Origin of the sequence: Winogradskyella sp. (genome assembly GCF_045105575.1) — a bacterium.
In the GTDB taxonomy this organism is placed as follows: Bacteria; Bacteroidota; Bacteroidia; order Flavobacteriales; family Flavobacteriaceae; genus Winogradskyella.
This window is the reverse complement of the sequence record NZ_JBGCDQ010000047.1, coordinates 38,582-52,839: the sequence shown is the minus strand read 5'-3', so window position 1 is coordinate 52,839 and position 14,258 is coordinate 38,582. Positions and strand designations below refer to the sequence as shown.

Below are 14,258 nucleotides of genomic sequence, written 5' to 3'. Positions count from 1 at the left end.
GCTAATTTAAGAATTTATGTTTATTAGAAGAGAAAAAAGTGTTTTCATTATTACAGACCTATCCTATTTTTAAAATCTGATAGGTCTTAAAGATAGGATTCAATACATAAACTCATCAGGACTAATGGTAATAGTATCCAAATCAAGTTTTAAAAGCTGCGATTTTGCTGAGATGTAATCTTGAAAGCTCATATTGGTATCAAAAAATAAAAGTAAGGTCTTCGGTTTTAAGTCAATAAGTTGTTTTTTTAAAGTATCGGAATTGTCTAAACGTTCTTTTTCAATCACCTTAAGTCGTGTATCTTCATAAGATACGGAAATTGAAATGCTGTTATCGCTATGATATTTGAGTAAAATATAATTTCCAGGTTGCTTCATGGTATAATTCATGAAATCTGGATTTTCATCTTTATAGAATATATCTGTAAATTCAATAAAACCTAAATTTTCAATAGCAGTATCATTACAAGTAAAATAATTTTTTGCTTCTTCATTTTTATGCATTTCGGCATTTCGCTTTTTATCTTGTAAGAATTTAATATGTGGAAGCGCTTGTTTTAATGTTAAACGTTTATCGACATTAACTAACCAGTTGGTTGTAATAATCAGGTTTTTTCGGTTTAATAACGTAGAATCTGTTTGTGTCTCATCATAAAAAATATAGGCAGGAGACACATCTAAAACTTCCGTGATTTCTGTGTTTTCAATTTCGGGTAGTTCTAAAACCCGTTCGTTATTGCAGTTGAAACAACATAGAATGAAAAGTAGATATAAATAGCGCATTATTTTCTGGTAGTTTTAAGTTTTGTTTTTTAGACCTGCTAGGTTTTGTAAACCTGCTAGGTCGTATTTAGTTTATTATACAGCGTCACACATTCCATAGCTTCTTTTACATCATGAACACGTAATAGTTTAGCTCCTTTTTGCAAAGCTACCATGTGCAAAGCAGTGGTACCGTTTAGTGCGTTTTCAGAATTTGAATTTAGCGTTTTATAAATCATGGATTTTCGAGAAACACCACCTAAAATAGGTTTTCCTATAATTTGAAGTAATTCGAATTTACGAAGCAATTCAAAGTTTTGGTCTAGCGTTTTGGCAAAGCCAAAGCCAGGATCGATAATTATATCAGTTATGTTTTCTTGGTGTGCCGCAGCAATCCGTTCGGCAAAATAAGCGATAATGTCTTTCAATACATCATCGTATTGCGTGAGTTGTTGCATGGTTTGCGGATTCCCTTTCATATGCATCATAAGATAAGGGACTCTCAATTTGCCAACTGTAGTTAGCATCATGTCGTCTAATTTACCTGCTGAAATATCATTGATTAAAGCAGCTCCGGCTTCAACACTTGCTTTTGCAACAGCGCTTCTAAAGGTGTCAATTGAGATGAGTGTTTCAGGAAAATGTTTTAGAATAAGTTCCACTACAGGAATCACACGTTTCAATTCTTCTTCAACACTTACAAAGTCGGCACCAGGTCGAGAGCTGTAACCTCCAATATCAATAAACGTAGCTTTATGGTTCAGCATGGTTTCAACCTGATTCAAAATATCAGCTTCATCCTTGTATTTGCCACCATCGTAAAACGAATCTGGTGTTACATTAAAAATACCCATCACTTTTGGTTTGGATAAGTCTATTAAATGGCCTTTGCAGTTTATGGTCATGCTGTTGAAAAATTCCAATATAAAAATCCTAAATCCCAACGAGTTTTTAGGAATAGTTTTTATGCAATATTACATCTCTAAGAATTCAAGTTTGCGCCTTTGCGACTTCGCTAGAAACAAAATAACCACAAACCTTGAACTTCTAAATTATTTGTCCGAAATTTACGGAAATTATTACGTAATAAATGCAAGATACATCAAAACAATACGATGCTGTTATCGCAAAATGTAGAGCGCTATTTGTTAATAAAATGAGTGATTACGGAAGCGCATGGCGTATTTTAAGATTACCATCATTAACCGATCAGATTTTTATTAAAGCACAGCGCATAAGAGGTTTACAGCAAAATGCAGTGAGAAAAGTAGACGAAGGCGAAGTTAGCGAGTTTATGGGTATCATTAACTATTGTATTATGGCTTTGGTACAACTCGAAAAAGGTGTTGTTGAACAACCCGATTTAAATACTGAAGAAGCTACAGCATTATACGACGATAATATTGCGATTACCAAACAATTAATGCTAGATAAAAATCACGATTATGGAGAGGCTTGGCGCGATATGCGTGTGAGTTCGCTAACGGATTTAATTTTGCAAAAATTATTGCGTGTTAAACAAATTGAAGATAACGCTGGTAAGACCATAGTAAGCGAAGGGATTGATGCTAATTATCAGGATATGATAAATTATTCGGTTTTTGCGATGATTCATTTGGGTGAAGGTTAATTGTTTTAGGTTTTCAGGTTGAGTGCAGTTGAAGTCTTTTTGAATAATTTAAAAATCATATGAAATATATAGTACAAATTAGCAGAATATTCACAGGAATATTATTCATAATTTCAGGATTTATAAAACTGAACGATCCTTTAGGTTTTTCATACAAACTCGAAGAATATTTTGGCGCTGACGTTTTAAATATCGATTTTTTCATTCCTTATGCCCTTGGTATTTCGGTAATCGTAGTCGTGTTTGAAGTCGTATTGGGTGTGTTTTTATTAATAGGTTACAAACCTAAATTCACGGTTTGGAGTTTATTACTGATGATTGTGTTTTTCACCTTTCTCACGTTTTATTCAGCCTATTTCGATAAGGTGAAAGATTGTGGTTGCTTTGGCGATGCGCTTAAACTGACTCCATGGGAAAGCTTCACTAAGGATATTGTATTATTAGGACTCATTTTAATTTTATTCTTCGGAATAAGACACATCAAACCCATATTTACAAAACTTGCAACGACTATAATTGCGTTGTTGAGTTTCATTCTATCGCTTTGGTTCGGTTATCATGTGTTGTCGCATTTGCCTGCTATAGACTTTAGAGCTTATAAAATTGGTGCTAATTTCCAAGAAGGGATGACCACTCCAGAAAATGCTCCTAAAGCGATTTCAGAATATACATGGACCTTTAATGTTAATGGAGAACCACAAGAATTTGTAACCAACGGAAGCTATCCAAAAGTAGATGGCGATTATGTTGGTGTAGAAACAAAGCTTATTGACGAAGGTTATATACCACCAATTCAAGATTTTTCTATAGAATCTGATGATGAAAATTTAACAGATTATTTTTTAGAAAAAGATAACTTAGTGATGATTACCATGTATAATGTCACTAAAGGCGAGCCAGAAGGTGTGGCAAAGTTAAAAGCGTTTACGGACGAAGCGATTAAAAAAGGCTACACCGTTATTGGGTTAACCTCGTCAGGATCTGAGGACAAAGCCCAACTAAAAGCCAACTATAACCTTAATTTTGATTTTTACCTCTGTGATGAAAAAGTAGTTAAAACCATTGTGAGAGCAAATCCAGGAGTGATCATTTTAAAAAATGGTACTGTGGTGAATAAAGCGCATTGGAATGATATTGAAGATATAAATCTGTAGTAAGGGTCAGAAAAACTGAACCTAAGATGTTCAATAATTGCTATTTCATAAGGCAAGAATGTTTTTCTAGTTTTAAGGGTGCTTTGTGAAACTTTGTGCCTTCTCTGTGTAACTTTGTGAAATAACGTCTATTTAAACCCGTAAGATTTTAGAAAACAAACAATTTTTGATAAGATATTTACTTAACAAACTAGGCTATGCGTTCATCACCTTATTAGGTGTCATCACTGTCATTTTCTTTTTATTTAATATTCTTCCAGGTGATCCTGCAAAAATGATGTTAGGCCAAAACCAAACTGCCGAACAAGTTGCAGCCGTTAAGCAGAAGTACGGTTTCGATAAACCTATCGGAACACAGTTTTTATATTATTTAAATGATTTATCACCTGTGTCATTCCATTCTAACACACCAAACGATTATACCTATTTAAGAGCTAATAAGTACACAGCGACCAAACTGTTTACTGCTGGCAATACTACAACCGTTTTAAAAACACCCTATTTAAGAGAATCCTTTACCAAGCAAGGGAAGAAAGTAACCCAAGTGATTGGCGAAACCATTCCCAATACGTTTGTTTTAGCAGTCTCAGCCATTGTTATTGCCATTGTCTTAGGCATCATTTTTGGTATTATTTCAGCCTTGTATAAAGACACTTGGTTAGATAAAGCCATTCAGATTTTAAGCACGTTTGGTATGAGTGTGCCGTCCTTTTTTAGTGCTATTTTATTCGCATGGTTATTTGGTTTTGTGTTACACAAATACACCAATTTAGAAATGACAGGTAGTTTATACGAACTCGATGATTTCGGCGAACAAATGACCATTCAATGGAAAAATCTCATCCTTCCTGCTATTGTTTTAGGCATTAGACCATTGGCAGTTGTGATTCAATTGATGCGAAATTCTTTGTTAGAAGTTTTAAACCAAGATTATATCAGAACAGCCAGAGCCAAGGGACTAAGTGAATTTCAAGTGATAAAAAATCATGCCGTAAAAAATGCTTTAAATCCTGTAGTCACTGCAATTTCGGGTTGGTTTGCATCTATGTTGGCAGGAGCCGTTTTTGTAGAGTATATTTTTGGTTGGAATGGTTTAGGCAAAGAAATCGTAAATGCACTAAATACTTTGGACCTTCCAGTAATCATGGGAGCTGTTTTAGTAATTGCAATTATCTTTATTACTATTAATATTTTTGTCGATATTATTTATGCTTGGCTAGATCCTAGAGTTAAGTTGTCCTAACAATTACATGACATTTATCAACAAGCTTTCTTCTTTATTATGTTATTTTTGTAAATAGAATTATTCTGCAAGGTTTTAAAAACCTTGTGGGTTCGAAAAACAGAAAAAGAAGTTTAATTTAATAAGATACCCACTTTCGTGGGCCATATTATGAGAAAAAACATAGTAGCAGGAAACTGGAAAATGAACAATGATTTAAAAGCCACTAAAACGTTGGTAAAACAAATCAAAAAGTCATTAAAGAAGACCAAGTTAAAAAATACAAGAGTGATTATCGCTCCAACATTCACCAATTTACCTTCTGCGGTAAAGCGTTGTAAAAAATCTAAAATAGAAGTGGCTGCGCAAAATATGCACCAAGCGACTAGCGGAGCGTTTACTGGCGAAATTTCGGCTGAGATGCTAAAAAGTGTTGGTGTAAAAACAGTTATTTTAGGACACTCAGAAAGACGTGCTTATTTTGGCGAAACAGATGCATTACTAGCTGAAAAAGTGAATGCAGCATTAGCACACAAATTAGAAGTGATTTTCTGTTTTGGTGAAGAATTAGCAGATCGTAAAGCAAATAAAGAAGAGGCTGTTGTTGAGAGCCAGATAAAAAATGCGTTATTTCATTTAGAGGCCGATGCGTTTAAGAAAATCGTTTTGGCCTATGAACCCGTTTGGGCAATCGGAACAGGTGAAACCGCAAGTCCGGAGCAAGCACAAGATATGCATGCCTTTATCAGAAAAACCTTGGCTGACAAATATGGTAACGGAGTTGCGGATTCAGTTTCTATACTTTACGGAGGTAGCGTAAAACCAGCAAATGCAAGTGAAATTTTTGGTAAGCCAGATGTAGATGGTGGATTAATTGGTGGTGCAGCTTTAAAGGCAGAAGATTTTCATGCCATTATTACGGCATTTTAAATTAGTAACAACTTTAGAAAATTCAACGAAGCTTTAGTGAAGTTGGGCGTTACCACAAGGGTCGCGCTTTCACTACTCGCTCTCTGCGAGGAGCTCAAACAGACCGTTCAATCGCTAACGCAAGCAGTACGCCAAAGACCTCAAAGGTTTTTAAAACCTTTAAGATCTAAAAGCAATTCAACAATTTAGGCTGAACATGTTTCAGAACAAACGACTAAACAACCATAGTATCACATGAAATATAAACAAAGAAAAAAGGCACTCATCTTATTAGCAGACGGAACAATTTTCCACGGTAAGTCTATTGGAAAAGAAGGTTCGGCATATGGAGAAGTCTGTTTCAATACAGGTACAACAGGTTATCAAGAAATCTTTACGGATCCTTCTTATTATGGGCAGTTAATGGTCACTACGAATGCGCATATTGGAAATTACGGAACAAAAGAAGACGAAGTAGAATCAGATTCAGTTAAAATAGCAGGTTTAATTTGTAAGAACTTTAGTTTTAATTATTCCAGACCAGCAGCAGATGCATCGCTAGAGGAGTTCTTTGAAAAGCATAACACTTTAGCAATTGCAGATGTCGATACAAGAGCCTTGGTAAGTTATATTAGAGACAACGGAGCAATGAATGCTGTGATCACGACAGAAGTTGATAATATAGAAGACTTAAAAAAACAATTAGCAGAAATACCTTCAATGGAGGGTTTAGAGTTGGCATCTCAAGTCTCAACTAAGGAGCCTTATTATGTTGGTGATGAAAACGCAACCTATAAGATTGCGGCTTTAGATATAGGGATTAAAAAGAATATTCTAAGAAATTTGGTCAAACGCGATGCCTATGTTAAGGTATTTCCATACAATGCAAAGTTTGAAGATTTAGAAGCATTTAATCCAGACGGTTATTTCTTATCTAACGGCCCTGGTGATCCAGAACCATTAGTAGAAGCGCAAGCATTAGCTAAAGAAATTATAGCTAAGAACAAGCCTTTATTTGGCATATGCTTAGGTCATCAAGTCATTGCTTTAGCTAATGGTATTTCAACTTATAAAATGCACAATGGACATAGAGGTATCAATCATCCTGTAAAAAATCTAATCACAGGCAAAGGTGAAATTACGTCTCAAAACCATGGATTCGCCATTAACAGAGAAGAAACCGAAGCCAATGCTAATGTTGAAATTACACATGTCCATTTAAATGATAATACCGTTGCAGGTATAAAGCTAAAAGATAAAAACTGTTTCTCTGTTCAGTACCATCCAGAAGCAAGTCCGGGACCAAACGATTCGCTGTATCTGTTTGATCAGTTTATCGAGAATATTAAAAATAACTAATAAAGAAAACGCAATAAAACTCAACTTTTATTGCGTTTTTTTAGTAACGAAAACGCTATCGTAAATAGAAATCATAAATATGATTTTCGACAAGTTTTTAGCCTTATATTTTCGTAAATTTGACTAACCTGCAAGGTTTCTAAAACCTTGTAGGTTTTAATATAAAGTAATTAAAACCATAAAATAATGAGTATTATAATCAACGTACACGCAAGACAAATCTTTGATTCCAGAGGAAACCCAACAGTAGAAGTTGATGTCACTACAGAGAACGGTATTATGGGAAGAGCAGCAGTGCCTTCTGGTGCCTCTACAGGTGAGCACGAAGCCGTTGAGCTCCGTGATGGTGGAAACACTTACATGGGAAAAGGAGTTTTAAAAGCTGTAGAGAACGTAAATTCTGAAATTGCTCAAGAATTATTAGGTGTTTCTGTTTTCGAACAAAACGCCATCGATAAAATGATGATGGATTTAGATGGTACACCAAACAAATCAAAATTAGGTGCTAATGCCATTTTAGGAGTGTCTTTAGCGGTTGCTAAAGCTGCAGCTAACGAATTAGGTATGCCTTTATACAGATATGTTGGTGGTGTTTCGGCTAATACCTTACCATTACCAATGATGAATATCATTAATGGTGGTTCTCATAGTGATGCGCCAATTGCATTTCAAGAATTTATGGTAATGCCTGTAAAAGCGAAAAACTTTACACACGCCATGCAAATGGGAACTGAGATTTTCCATAATCTTAAAAAAGTATTACACGATAGAGGTTTAAGTACAGCTGTAGGTGATGAAGGTGGTTTTGCACCAAACTTACCAGGCGGCACAGAGGATGCCTTAGATACTATTGCAAAAGCGGTTGAAAACGCTGGATATAAATTTGGTGATGAAGTCAAAATCGCTTTAGATTGTGCTGCTGCAGAATTTTTCGTAGATGGAAAATACGATTACAAAAAATTTGAAGGAGATCCTGGTGTTATTAGAACAAGTAAGGAACAAGCTGAATACTTAGCTGAATTAGCTGGTAAATATCCAATTATTTCTATCGAAGATGGTATGGATGAAAACGACTGGGAAGGTTTTAAATATTTAACCGAATTAATTGGCGATAAAGTACAATTAGTTGGTGACGATTTATTTGTAACTAATGTAGAGCGTTTAGAAAGAGGTATTAAAGAAGGTATTGCTAATTCTATTTTAATTAAAGTGAATCAGATAGGTACGTTAACTGAAACTATTGCTGCTGTAAATATGGCACATAATGCAGGTTATACATCAGTAATGTCTCATAGATCTGGTGAAACCGAAGATAATACTATTGCAGATTTAGCAGTAGCATTAAATTGCGGACAGATTAAAACAGGATCTGCATCACGTAGTGATCGTATGGCAAAATACAATCAGTTATTACGTATTGAAGAAGAATTAGGCAGTGTCGCTTATTTTCCTGGCGAAAATGCTTTTAAAATAAAGTAAGTCAACATTTTACTGAATGAGTTTTAAAACCTACAAATTAATTTTTGTAGGTTTTTTTATGCTGTTAATCAAACGAATAAACAATCCTATTAGTTAATTCATACTGCGTTTGAGGAATACCTATAATAGGTCTCGAATCAAAATGATAGATAAGCGTCGTTTTGTAAGACAGGTTTTTTAATATTTTGAATGCAATTGACGTTTCGTTAGAAATTCTAAAATCCGATAATTGGTTCACCAGAGGCTGGTAATAAGTAGTGCTAACAATAGAGAGGTTTTCTAAAGGATACAAACTACAAGACGCATAAGTACTATTTCTAAAATCTCTAATTATTGGAATATTAGCTTCGGTGGCTTTTTCATATTCATACATCATAAGCGTTCCAAGATAAACCCGATAGGTATCACTTTTTGTGAGCCTATATCTTGGTCCAATACCAATAAGACCTCTAAAATCAATATTTGAAATCGCATCGTATTGGCTTTGTGTAAAAGCTTCTAATTTTATACGTTCATTAAGTCTTCGATTATATCGCAGATGCTGAATACCACGATTAACCAGTGCGTTCTCATCAATTCGCTGCAAATTAAGGTCGTTTACAAAAAGATACAGATTGTTTTCTGTTTTGTATTGCAACCTCACGCGGTTGGTCAGTCTAAAAATAGAACGTCTATTTTCTATTAGTGCCACATCGAGACTCGCAGATCCAGACCATTTAGAAGTATCAGAAACACGTCTTAATGATTCTACATTTACAATTTGAGCTGTGAGATATTGAAAGTTAACTATTAAAACAAAAAGTAGGAGATGTTGCGCTTTCATAATTATAAAATAAGCGCAAAAATAGCATCATTTTTTAGCTTTTAAGTTTAAAATTAGAAACGATTAAAAGAACCGTATTCTAAGTGTTAAAACGTTTATAAATGTAGTTCCGAAATCGTTTGATATTTTGTAAATTTACAGTCCTTATAATTTATTAAAATCCGAAAAGAAAATATGTCAGATAAAGCTACATTAGAAGTTAATGGTGAGAAGTACGAATTCCCTTTGTTGGTAGGTACAGAAAATGAAGTCGCTATTGATATCAAAAGTTTAAGAGGTGCAACAGGTGGAGTTATTACTGTTGATCCTGGTTATAAAAATACAGGCAGCTGCGAAAGTGCCATCACGTTTTTAGATGGTGAAAAAGGAATTTTAAGATATAGAGGCTACGCGATTGAGGAACTTGCTGAAAAAGCGGATTTTTTAGAAGTTGCATACCTATTAATTTTTGGAGAATTGCCAACCCAAGCACAATTAGATAAATTTGATGCTGACATTAAAAACCATTCCGTAGTAGATGACGATATTAAAAAAATATTAGATGCATTTCCTAAGTCAGCACACCCAATGGGAGTGTTATCTTCTTTAACCAGTGCCCTTACAGCATTTTATCCATCTTCTGTAGATGTGAATTCAGAAGAAGAAATGTATAACGCTATTGTAAGAATCTTAGCTAAATTTCCAGTATTAGTAGCTTGGACGATGCGTAAAAAACACGGTTTACCTCTAGATTACGGAGATAATAAATTAGGTTATGTAGAGAATTTATTAAAAATGATGTTTAAGAGCCCAAGTGGTGACTATGAACAGAACCCTATTTTGGTAAATGCACTCGATAAGCTGTTAATTTTACATGCAGACCATGAGCAAAACTGTTCTACCTCTACGGTAAGAATAGCAGGTTCATCTCATGCAGGTTTATTTGTGTCATTAGCTTCTGGTATCTCTGCACTTTGGGGACCATTACACGGAGGTGCTAATCAAGCAGTTTTAGAAATGCTTGAAGCGATAAGAGCAGATGGAGGAGATACTAAAAAATACATGGCAAAAGCTAAGGATAAAAACGATCCATTCCGTTTAATGGGCTTTGGGCATCGTGTTTATAAGAATTTTGATCCTAGAGCTTTAATTATTAAGAAAGCTGCTGACGAAGTCCTTGGTGATTTAGGTATCGATGATCCTATTTTAGATATCGCTAAAGGTTTAGCAAAAGAAGCTTTAGAAGATCCTTATTTTGTAGATCGTAAATTGTATCCAAACGTAGATTTCTATTCAGGTATTATTTACAGAGCTATGGGAATTCCGGTAGAAATGTTTACCGTAATGTTTGCTATGGGACGTTTACCAGGCTGGATTGCACAATGGAAAGAAATGCGCATGCGTAAAGAACCAATTGGTCGTCCAAGACAATTGTATATTGGCGAAACGCATCGACCATTTAAAACGGTTGAAAACAGATAAATTATCACAATATTTTTAAAAAGCTTCATATGTATTATGGAGCTTTTTCTATGTTTAGAATGACCAAGTATGGATGTTAAATGTATGCTGAGCTAATACAACCGCTATAGCTAAAATAGTTCTGGTATTTTAAATTTCTTTCCATAAAATAATTGATATTGACCTATGAAACTTAATATACAAAACGAAACGTCGCATCTTAAAGCAGTCATTTTGGGCACAGCAAAAAGTAACGGACCAACACCGAAGCTAGAGGAAGCTTATGACCCTAAGTCCGCTGAGCATATAAAAGCTGGTACCTATCCTTTAGAAGCGGACATGATTTTAGAAATGGAAGCCGTTGCAGAGGTTTTTAGAAAATATGATGTTACGGTTTACAGACCTGATATTATTGCAAATTGCAATCAGATTTTTTCCAGAGATATTGGCTTTGTAATAAACGATATTTTTGTAAAAGCAAACATTTTACCAAATCGTGAAGAAGAGTTAGATGCTATTCAATACATTATAGACAAAATTGATCCTAAAAAAGTAATTCGTCCACCCGAAGAAGCTCATATCGAGGGAGGAGATGTTATTGTATGGAACGATTATATTTTTATTGGAACCTATAGAGGCAAGGATTACGCAGACTATATTGTTGCACGCACCAATATGGAAGGAGTCGATTTTATAGCGCATACATTTCCAAATAAAATAGTAAAAAGTTTTGATCTTAGAAAGTCTCAGACCAACGCTATGGATAATGCCTTACACTTAGACTGTTGTTTTCAACCTATCGGAACCGATAAAGCTATTCTTCATAAAAATGGGTTTCTAGTTGAAAAAGAATACGAATGGTTAGTAAATTTTTTCGGGAAGGACAATATCTTCGAAATTACAAAGGAAGAAATGTACAACATGAATAGTAATGTGTTTTCAATTTCAGAAGACGTTATTATTTCTGAAAAAAACTTTACAAGATTAAATACTTGGTTAAGAGAAAAAGGATTTACAGTCGAAGAAGTCCCTTATGCTGAAATTGCAAAACAAGAAGGTTTATTGCGTTGTTCTACCTTACCTTTAATAAGAGATTAATTACTTGCGATACAAAAAATAATTGGTAACAAGATCTATATACTCTTGTTTAGCTTCATCCTCACTAATATTTTGAACCTGAAATAAAGCATTAGTTTTAAACGCATTAATAATGGGTTTTCTACTGCTTGGTCGGTTATAGTTATTAGTAGCTTTTTTGTAGTAAGCATAGAGACGTAATAAGAAATCGGCAGGAAAAGGTTCCGTATGGTCGTTTACACGATCTACAGCAGCCCTAAATTCTATGTCTAATTCCTCTGATGTCATTTCATTTCGGCAATGATACTTTCACCTCCTTTTACTTTTTGATTAAGTACAACCTTAATATCGGCATCTAAAGGTAAGAATAAATCTACGCGCGACCCAAATTTTATGAATCCAGAATCGGCTCCTTGTTGCGCATTATCATTCACTTTTGCATAATTAACAATACGTCTTGCTAAAGCACCTGCAATTTGACGGTAAAGAACTTTTCCAAAACTATCATTCTCAACAACAACAGTGGTTCGTTCATTTTCTTCACTGGCCTTAGGGTGCCAAGCCACTAAGTATTTGCCTGGATGGTATTTGCTGTAACTCACATTACCAGCAATAGGATAACGCGTTACATGCACGTTTATAGGAGACATAAATACGGAAACCTGAATGCGTTTATCTTTAAAAACCTCGTTTTCTTCAACCTCTTCAATCACCACAACTTTACCATCAACTGGAGATAAAGCTTGCTTATCATTGGGATGCGTGTTGCGTTTTGGGTTTCTGAAAAACTGCAGAATTAAAATAAAAAATACAAGAATGGCAATCATCAGGCCTTTTCTCAGCCATGGATTTAAAATAAATTCATCTATTAAAAAGAATGAACCCACAACAATAACAAGCGTAACAAATATAATTTTATGACCTTCTTTATGAAACATAGCTCAAAATTCTTAAAAATAAATAAATAAATGGTGCAGCAAATATAATACTATCTAACCGATCTAACAGGCCTCCATGACCTGGCATAATAGATCCACTATCTTTTACGCCAGCCTGACGCTTAAATTTAGACTCAATTAAATCTCCAAAAGTACCCATAACACTCACAATTATGGCGAGTATAAGCCATTGGGTAAAGCCGAGTGTTTCGGTATATGTAGCAATAAAATAACTAGACACACAGGCAAAAAACAAACCTCCTAAAAAACCTTCAACCGTTTTTTTGGGTGAGATACTGGGAAACAACTTTTGCTTACCAAAGTTCTTTCCAACCAAATAGGCAGCACTATCATTAATCCAAATAAGTATAAAACCACCTAAAAGTAATAAAGGTGTAAAGGCGTTTTGATAATTAGCAATAAGCAACATAAACACAAAGCCACTCGAGAGATAAAAGGTAGTTGCTATATAGCGCTTAGATTCAAAAAGTGGAATTTTTTTCGAAGCAAACAGATCTTTAATTAAAATAAGATTTACAAATATGGTCAATACCAATAAAATCTGAATAGCCTCGTCGATACCTATTACGGTTGAATTATATAAATTAAAGTACCAAAATCCACCGTAGATAATACCAAAAATAAGGTATTGAATAAATGATTTGAGCTTAATGAGCTGACTAAATTCAACTAAAGAGATAATACCAAAGAAAGCAATTAAAACGACTGAGGCTTGTTGAAAATAAAGTGAACCTATGAGGAGTAAAACATAAATCGCACCAGAAAATGCTCTTATAGCGAGTTCCTTCATTATAAATCTTCTAATAAAAGTAGATATAAGTTTTTAGAACTGCTGCCATAAGTTAAAAAGTCCTTATCATCTGCGGTTTTAAAATGTTTTATCGTCGTAATATTTGTTGGGATAGTGACCTTGTTTTTTGCTTTAATGCCTTTTAGGCCTTCACCAATAGTTTCTACAAACTGACTTGTTGTGGCATAAATTATAAAGTTGTCTGGTAATTCGACTAATTTTTTTTCTGCAATTTGGTTTGAGGAAATCAAAAGTGACCCATCGTCAGAAATTAAATATTCGCAAGTGGATAAAAAGTAAGTGCTTTCAGAAAGTTTTTTGGTGGTGTTAAGGTCAAAACCTTTAAATAATTCTGTTAAACGTTGATCGAAGAGAAAAACCTTGTCATTTTGCCAGTTGTTTTCATCCAAGATGGCATTAAAACTCTCTTTTACTTCAGTAAAATTTTCGCAGTATAAAAACTTACCACCATTCGCTTTAAAATTAATAGTAAAACGTTCATCTACAGGTAGCTTAACTTCTGGCATATACTTGCCACGCTCTTGATTTGGTATGTGTTCTTCAGTCTTTTCAGACTTTTTTCCGAAGAATTTACGAAATAAGCTCATTCAATAGTTGCTATTATTTCTTGTGATGGTGTGATTTTCAAATATA

15 protein-coding genes are annotated in these 14,258 nt (G+C 34.4%); 8 read left to right on the top strand and 7 right to left on the bottom strand.

Features of this window, described 5'->3' with window-relative positions; genetic code table 11:
- Positions 1 to 99: 99 nt before the first annotated feature.
- A complete protein-coding gene (locus AB8B52_RS11445) occupies positions 100 to 783 on the bottom strand; it encodes a hypothetical protein (protein WP_406028211.1) in 684 nt (227 codons plus the stop codon).
- 56 nt (positions 784 to 839) lie between these two features.
- Positions 840 to 1,667, bottom strand: coding sequence for a dihydropteroate synthase (folP, locus tag AB8B52_RS11440; protein ID WP_406028209.1), 828 nt, complete (start codon positions 1,665 to 1,667; stop codon positions 840 to 842).
- A gap of 185 nt (positions 1,668 to 1,852) precedes the next feature.
- Here folP and AB8B52_RS11435 point away from each other — a divergent pair, with 185 nt between their 5' ends.
- From AB8B52_RS11435 to eno, 6 genes are all read left to right on the top strand, one after another.
- Positions 1,853 to 2,392, top strand: a complete 540-nt coding sequence (locus AB8B52_RS11435) for a DUF1599 domain-containing protein (protein ID WP_406028207.1) — start codon at positions 1,853 to 1,855, stop codon at positions 2,390 to 2,392.
- Between the two features lie 59 nt (positions 2,393 to 2,451).
- A complete protein-coding gene (locus AB8B52_RS11430; RefSeq protein ID WP_406028205.1) occupies positions 2,452 to 3,546 on the top strand; it encodes a BT_3928 family protein in 1,095 nt (364 codons plus the stop codon).
- A 166-nt stretch (positions 3,547 to 3,712) separates the two neighbouring features.
- On the top strand, positions 3,713 to 4,789 hold the full coding sequence (locus AB8B52_RS11425; protein ID WP_406028203.1) for an ABC transporter permease: 1,077 nt from the start codon (positions 3,713 to 3,715) through the stop codon (positions 4,787 to 4,789).
- Between the two features lie 150 nt (positions 4,790 to 4,939).
- Positions 4,940 to 5,698 (top strand): triose-phosphate isomerase, encoded by a 759-nt coding sequence (tpiA, locus tag AB8B52_RS11420; protein ID WP_406028201.1) that lies wholly within the window; start codon positions 4,940 to 4,942, stop codon positions 5,696 to 5,698.
- Between the two features lie 234 nt (positions 5,699 to 5,932).
- Positions 5,933 to 7,036 carry a glutamine-hydrolyzing carbamoyl-phosphate synthase small subunit gene (carA, locus tag AB8B52_RS11415; RefSeq protein ID WP_406028199.1) on the top strand — a complete coding sequence of 368 codons (1,104 nt, stop codon included), beginning with the start codon at positions 5,933 to 5,935 and terminating at the stop codon, positions 7,034 to 7,036.
- Positions 7,037 to 7,222: 186 nt separating this feature from the next.
- Entirely contained in the window at positions 7,223 to 8,515 is a 1,293-nt protein-coding gene (gene eno / locus AB8B52_RS11410; protein ID WP_406028197.1) for a phosphopyruvate hydratase, read from the top strand.
- Positions 8,516 to 8,579: 64 nt separating this feature from the next.
- Here the strand turns inward: eno and AB8B52_RS11405 are convergent, their stop codons facing one another.
- Complete coding sequence (locus AB8B52_RS11405; protein WP_406028195.1) at positions 8,580 to 9,338, bottom strand: DUF481 domain-containing protein; 759 nt, start codon at positions 9,336 to 9,338, stop codon at positions 8,580 to 8,582.
- 174 nt (positions 9,339 to 9,512) lie between these two features.
- On the opposite strand from AB8B52_RS11405, the gene AB8B52_RS11400 reads away from it, so the two are divergent.
- Positions 9,513 to 10,799: a citrate synthase gene (locus AB8B52_RS11400; RefSeq protein WP_406028193.1), complete on the top strand. Its 1,287-nt coding sequence runs from the start codon at positions 9,513 to 9,515 to the stop codon at positions 10,797 to 10,799.
- 165 nt (positions 10,800 to 10,964) lie between these two features.
- The gene (locus AB8B52_RS11395; protein WP_406028191.1) at positions 10,965 to 11,876 is read left to right on the top strand and encodes a dimethylarginine dimethylaminohydrolase family protein; all 912 of its coding nucleotides are present in this window, start codon (positions 10,965 to 10,967) and stop codon (positions 11,874 to 11,876) included.
- Here AB8B52_RS11395 and AB8B52_RS11390 read toward each other — a convergent pair whose 3' ends face one another.
- Genes AB8B52_RS11390 through AB8B52_RS11375 form a run of 4 tightly spaced genes read right to left on the bottom strand, consistent with a single transcriptional unit; the run spans position 11,877 to position 14,212 of the window.
- The gene (locus AB8B52_RS11390) at positions 11,877 to 12,143 is read right to left on the bottom strand and encodes an acyl-CoA-binding protein (protein ID WP_406028189.1); all 267 of its coding nucleotides are present in this window, start codon (positions 12,141 to 12,143) and stop codon (positions 11,877 to 11,879) included.
- Positions 12,140 to 12,793, bottom strand: coding sequence for a phosphatidylserine decarboxylase family protein (locus AB8B52_RS11385; protein ID WP_406028187.1), 654 nt, complete (start codon positions 12,791 to 12,793; stop codon positions 12,140 to 12,142). The genes AB8B52_RS11390 and AB8B52_RS11385 overlap by 4 nt, the downstream gene beginning before the upstream one ends.
- Positions 12,783 to 13,604 (bottom strand): phosphatidate cytidylyltransferase, encoded by an 822-nt coding sequence (locus tag AB8B52_RS11380; RefSeq protein ID WP_406028185.1) that lies wholly within the window; start codon positions 13,602 to 13,604, stop codon positions 12,783 to 12,785. Before AB8B52_RS11380 ends, AB8B52_RS11385 begins: the two co-directional genes overlap by 11 nt.
- Complete coding sequence (locus AB8B52_RS11375; protein ID WP_406028183.1) at positions 13,604 to 14,212, bottom strand: LUD domain-containing protein; 609 nt, start codon at positions 14,210 to 14,212, stop codon at positions 13,604 to 13,606. Before AB8B52_RS11375 ends, AB8B52_RS11380 begins: the two co-directional genes overlap by 1 nt.
- Between the last annotated feature and the right edge of the window lie 46 nt (positions 14,213 to 14,258).

Coding starts and splice junctions, on each gene's coding strand:
- AB8B52_RS11445 (WP_406028211.1), bottom strand. CDS start 783: ATGCGCTATTTATATCTACTTTTCATTCTATGTTGTTTCAACTGCAAT.
- folP (WP_406028209.1), bottom strand. CDS start 1,667: ATGACCATAAACTGCAAAGGCCATTTAATAGACTTATCCAAACCAAAA.
- AB8B52_RS11435 (WP_406028207.1), top strand. CDS start 1,853: ATGCAAGATACATCAAAACAATACGATGCTGTTATCGCAAAATGTAGA.
- AB8B52_RS11430 (WP_406028205.1), top strand. CDS start 2,452: ATGAAATATATAGTACAAATTAGCAGAATATTCACAGGAATATTATTC.
- tpiA (WP_406028201.1), top strand. CDS start 4,940: ATGAGAAAAAACATAGTAGCAGGAAACTGGAAAATGAACAATGATTTA.
- carA (WP_406028199.1), top strand. CDS start 5,933: ATGAAATATAAACAAAGAAAAAAGGCACTCATCTTATTAGCAGACGGA.
- eno (WP_406028197.1), top strand. CDS start 7,223: ATGAGTATTATAATCAACGTACACGCAAGACAAATCTTTGATTCCAGA.
- AB8B52_RS11405 (WP_406028195.1), bottom strand. CDS start 9,338: ATGAAAGCGCAACATCTCCTACTTTTTGTTTTAATAGTTAACTTTCAA.
- AB8B52_RS11400 (WP_406028193.1), top strand. CDS start 9,513: ATGTCAGATAAAGCTACATTAGAAGTTAATGGTGAGAAGTACGAATTC.
- AB8B52_RS11395 (WP_406028191.1), top strand. CDS start 10,965: ATGAAACTTAATATACAAAACGAAACGTCGCATCTTAAAGCAGTCATT.
- AB8B52_RS11390 (WP_406028189.1), bottom strand. CDS start 12,143: ATGACATCAGAGGAATTAGACATAGAATTTAGGGCTGCTGTAGATCGT.
- AB8B52_RS11385 (WP_406028187.1), bottom strand. CDS start 12,793: ATGTTTCATAAAGAAGGTCATAAAATTATATTTGTTACGCTTGTTATT.
- AB8B52_RS11380 (WP_406028185.1), bottom strand. CDS start 13,604: ATGAAGGAACTCGCTATAAGAGCATTTTCTGGTGCGATTTATGTTTTA.
- AB8B52_RS11375 (WP_406028183.1), bottom strand. CDS start 14,212: ATGAGCTTATTTCGTAAATTCTTCGGAAAAAAGTCTGAAAAGACTGAA.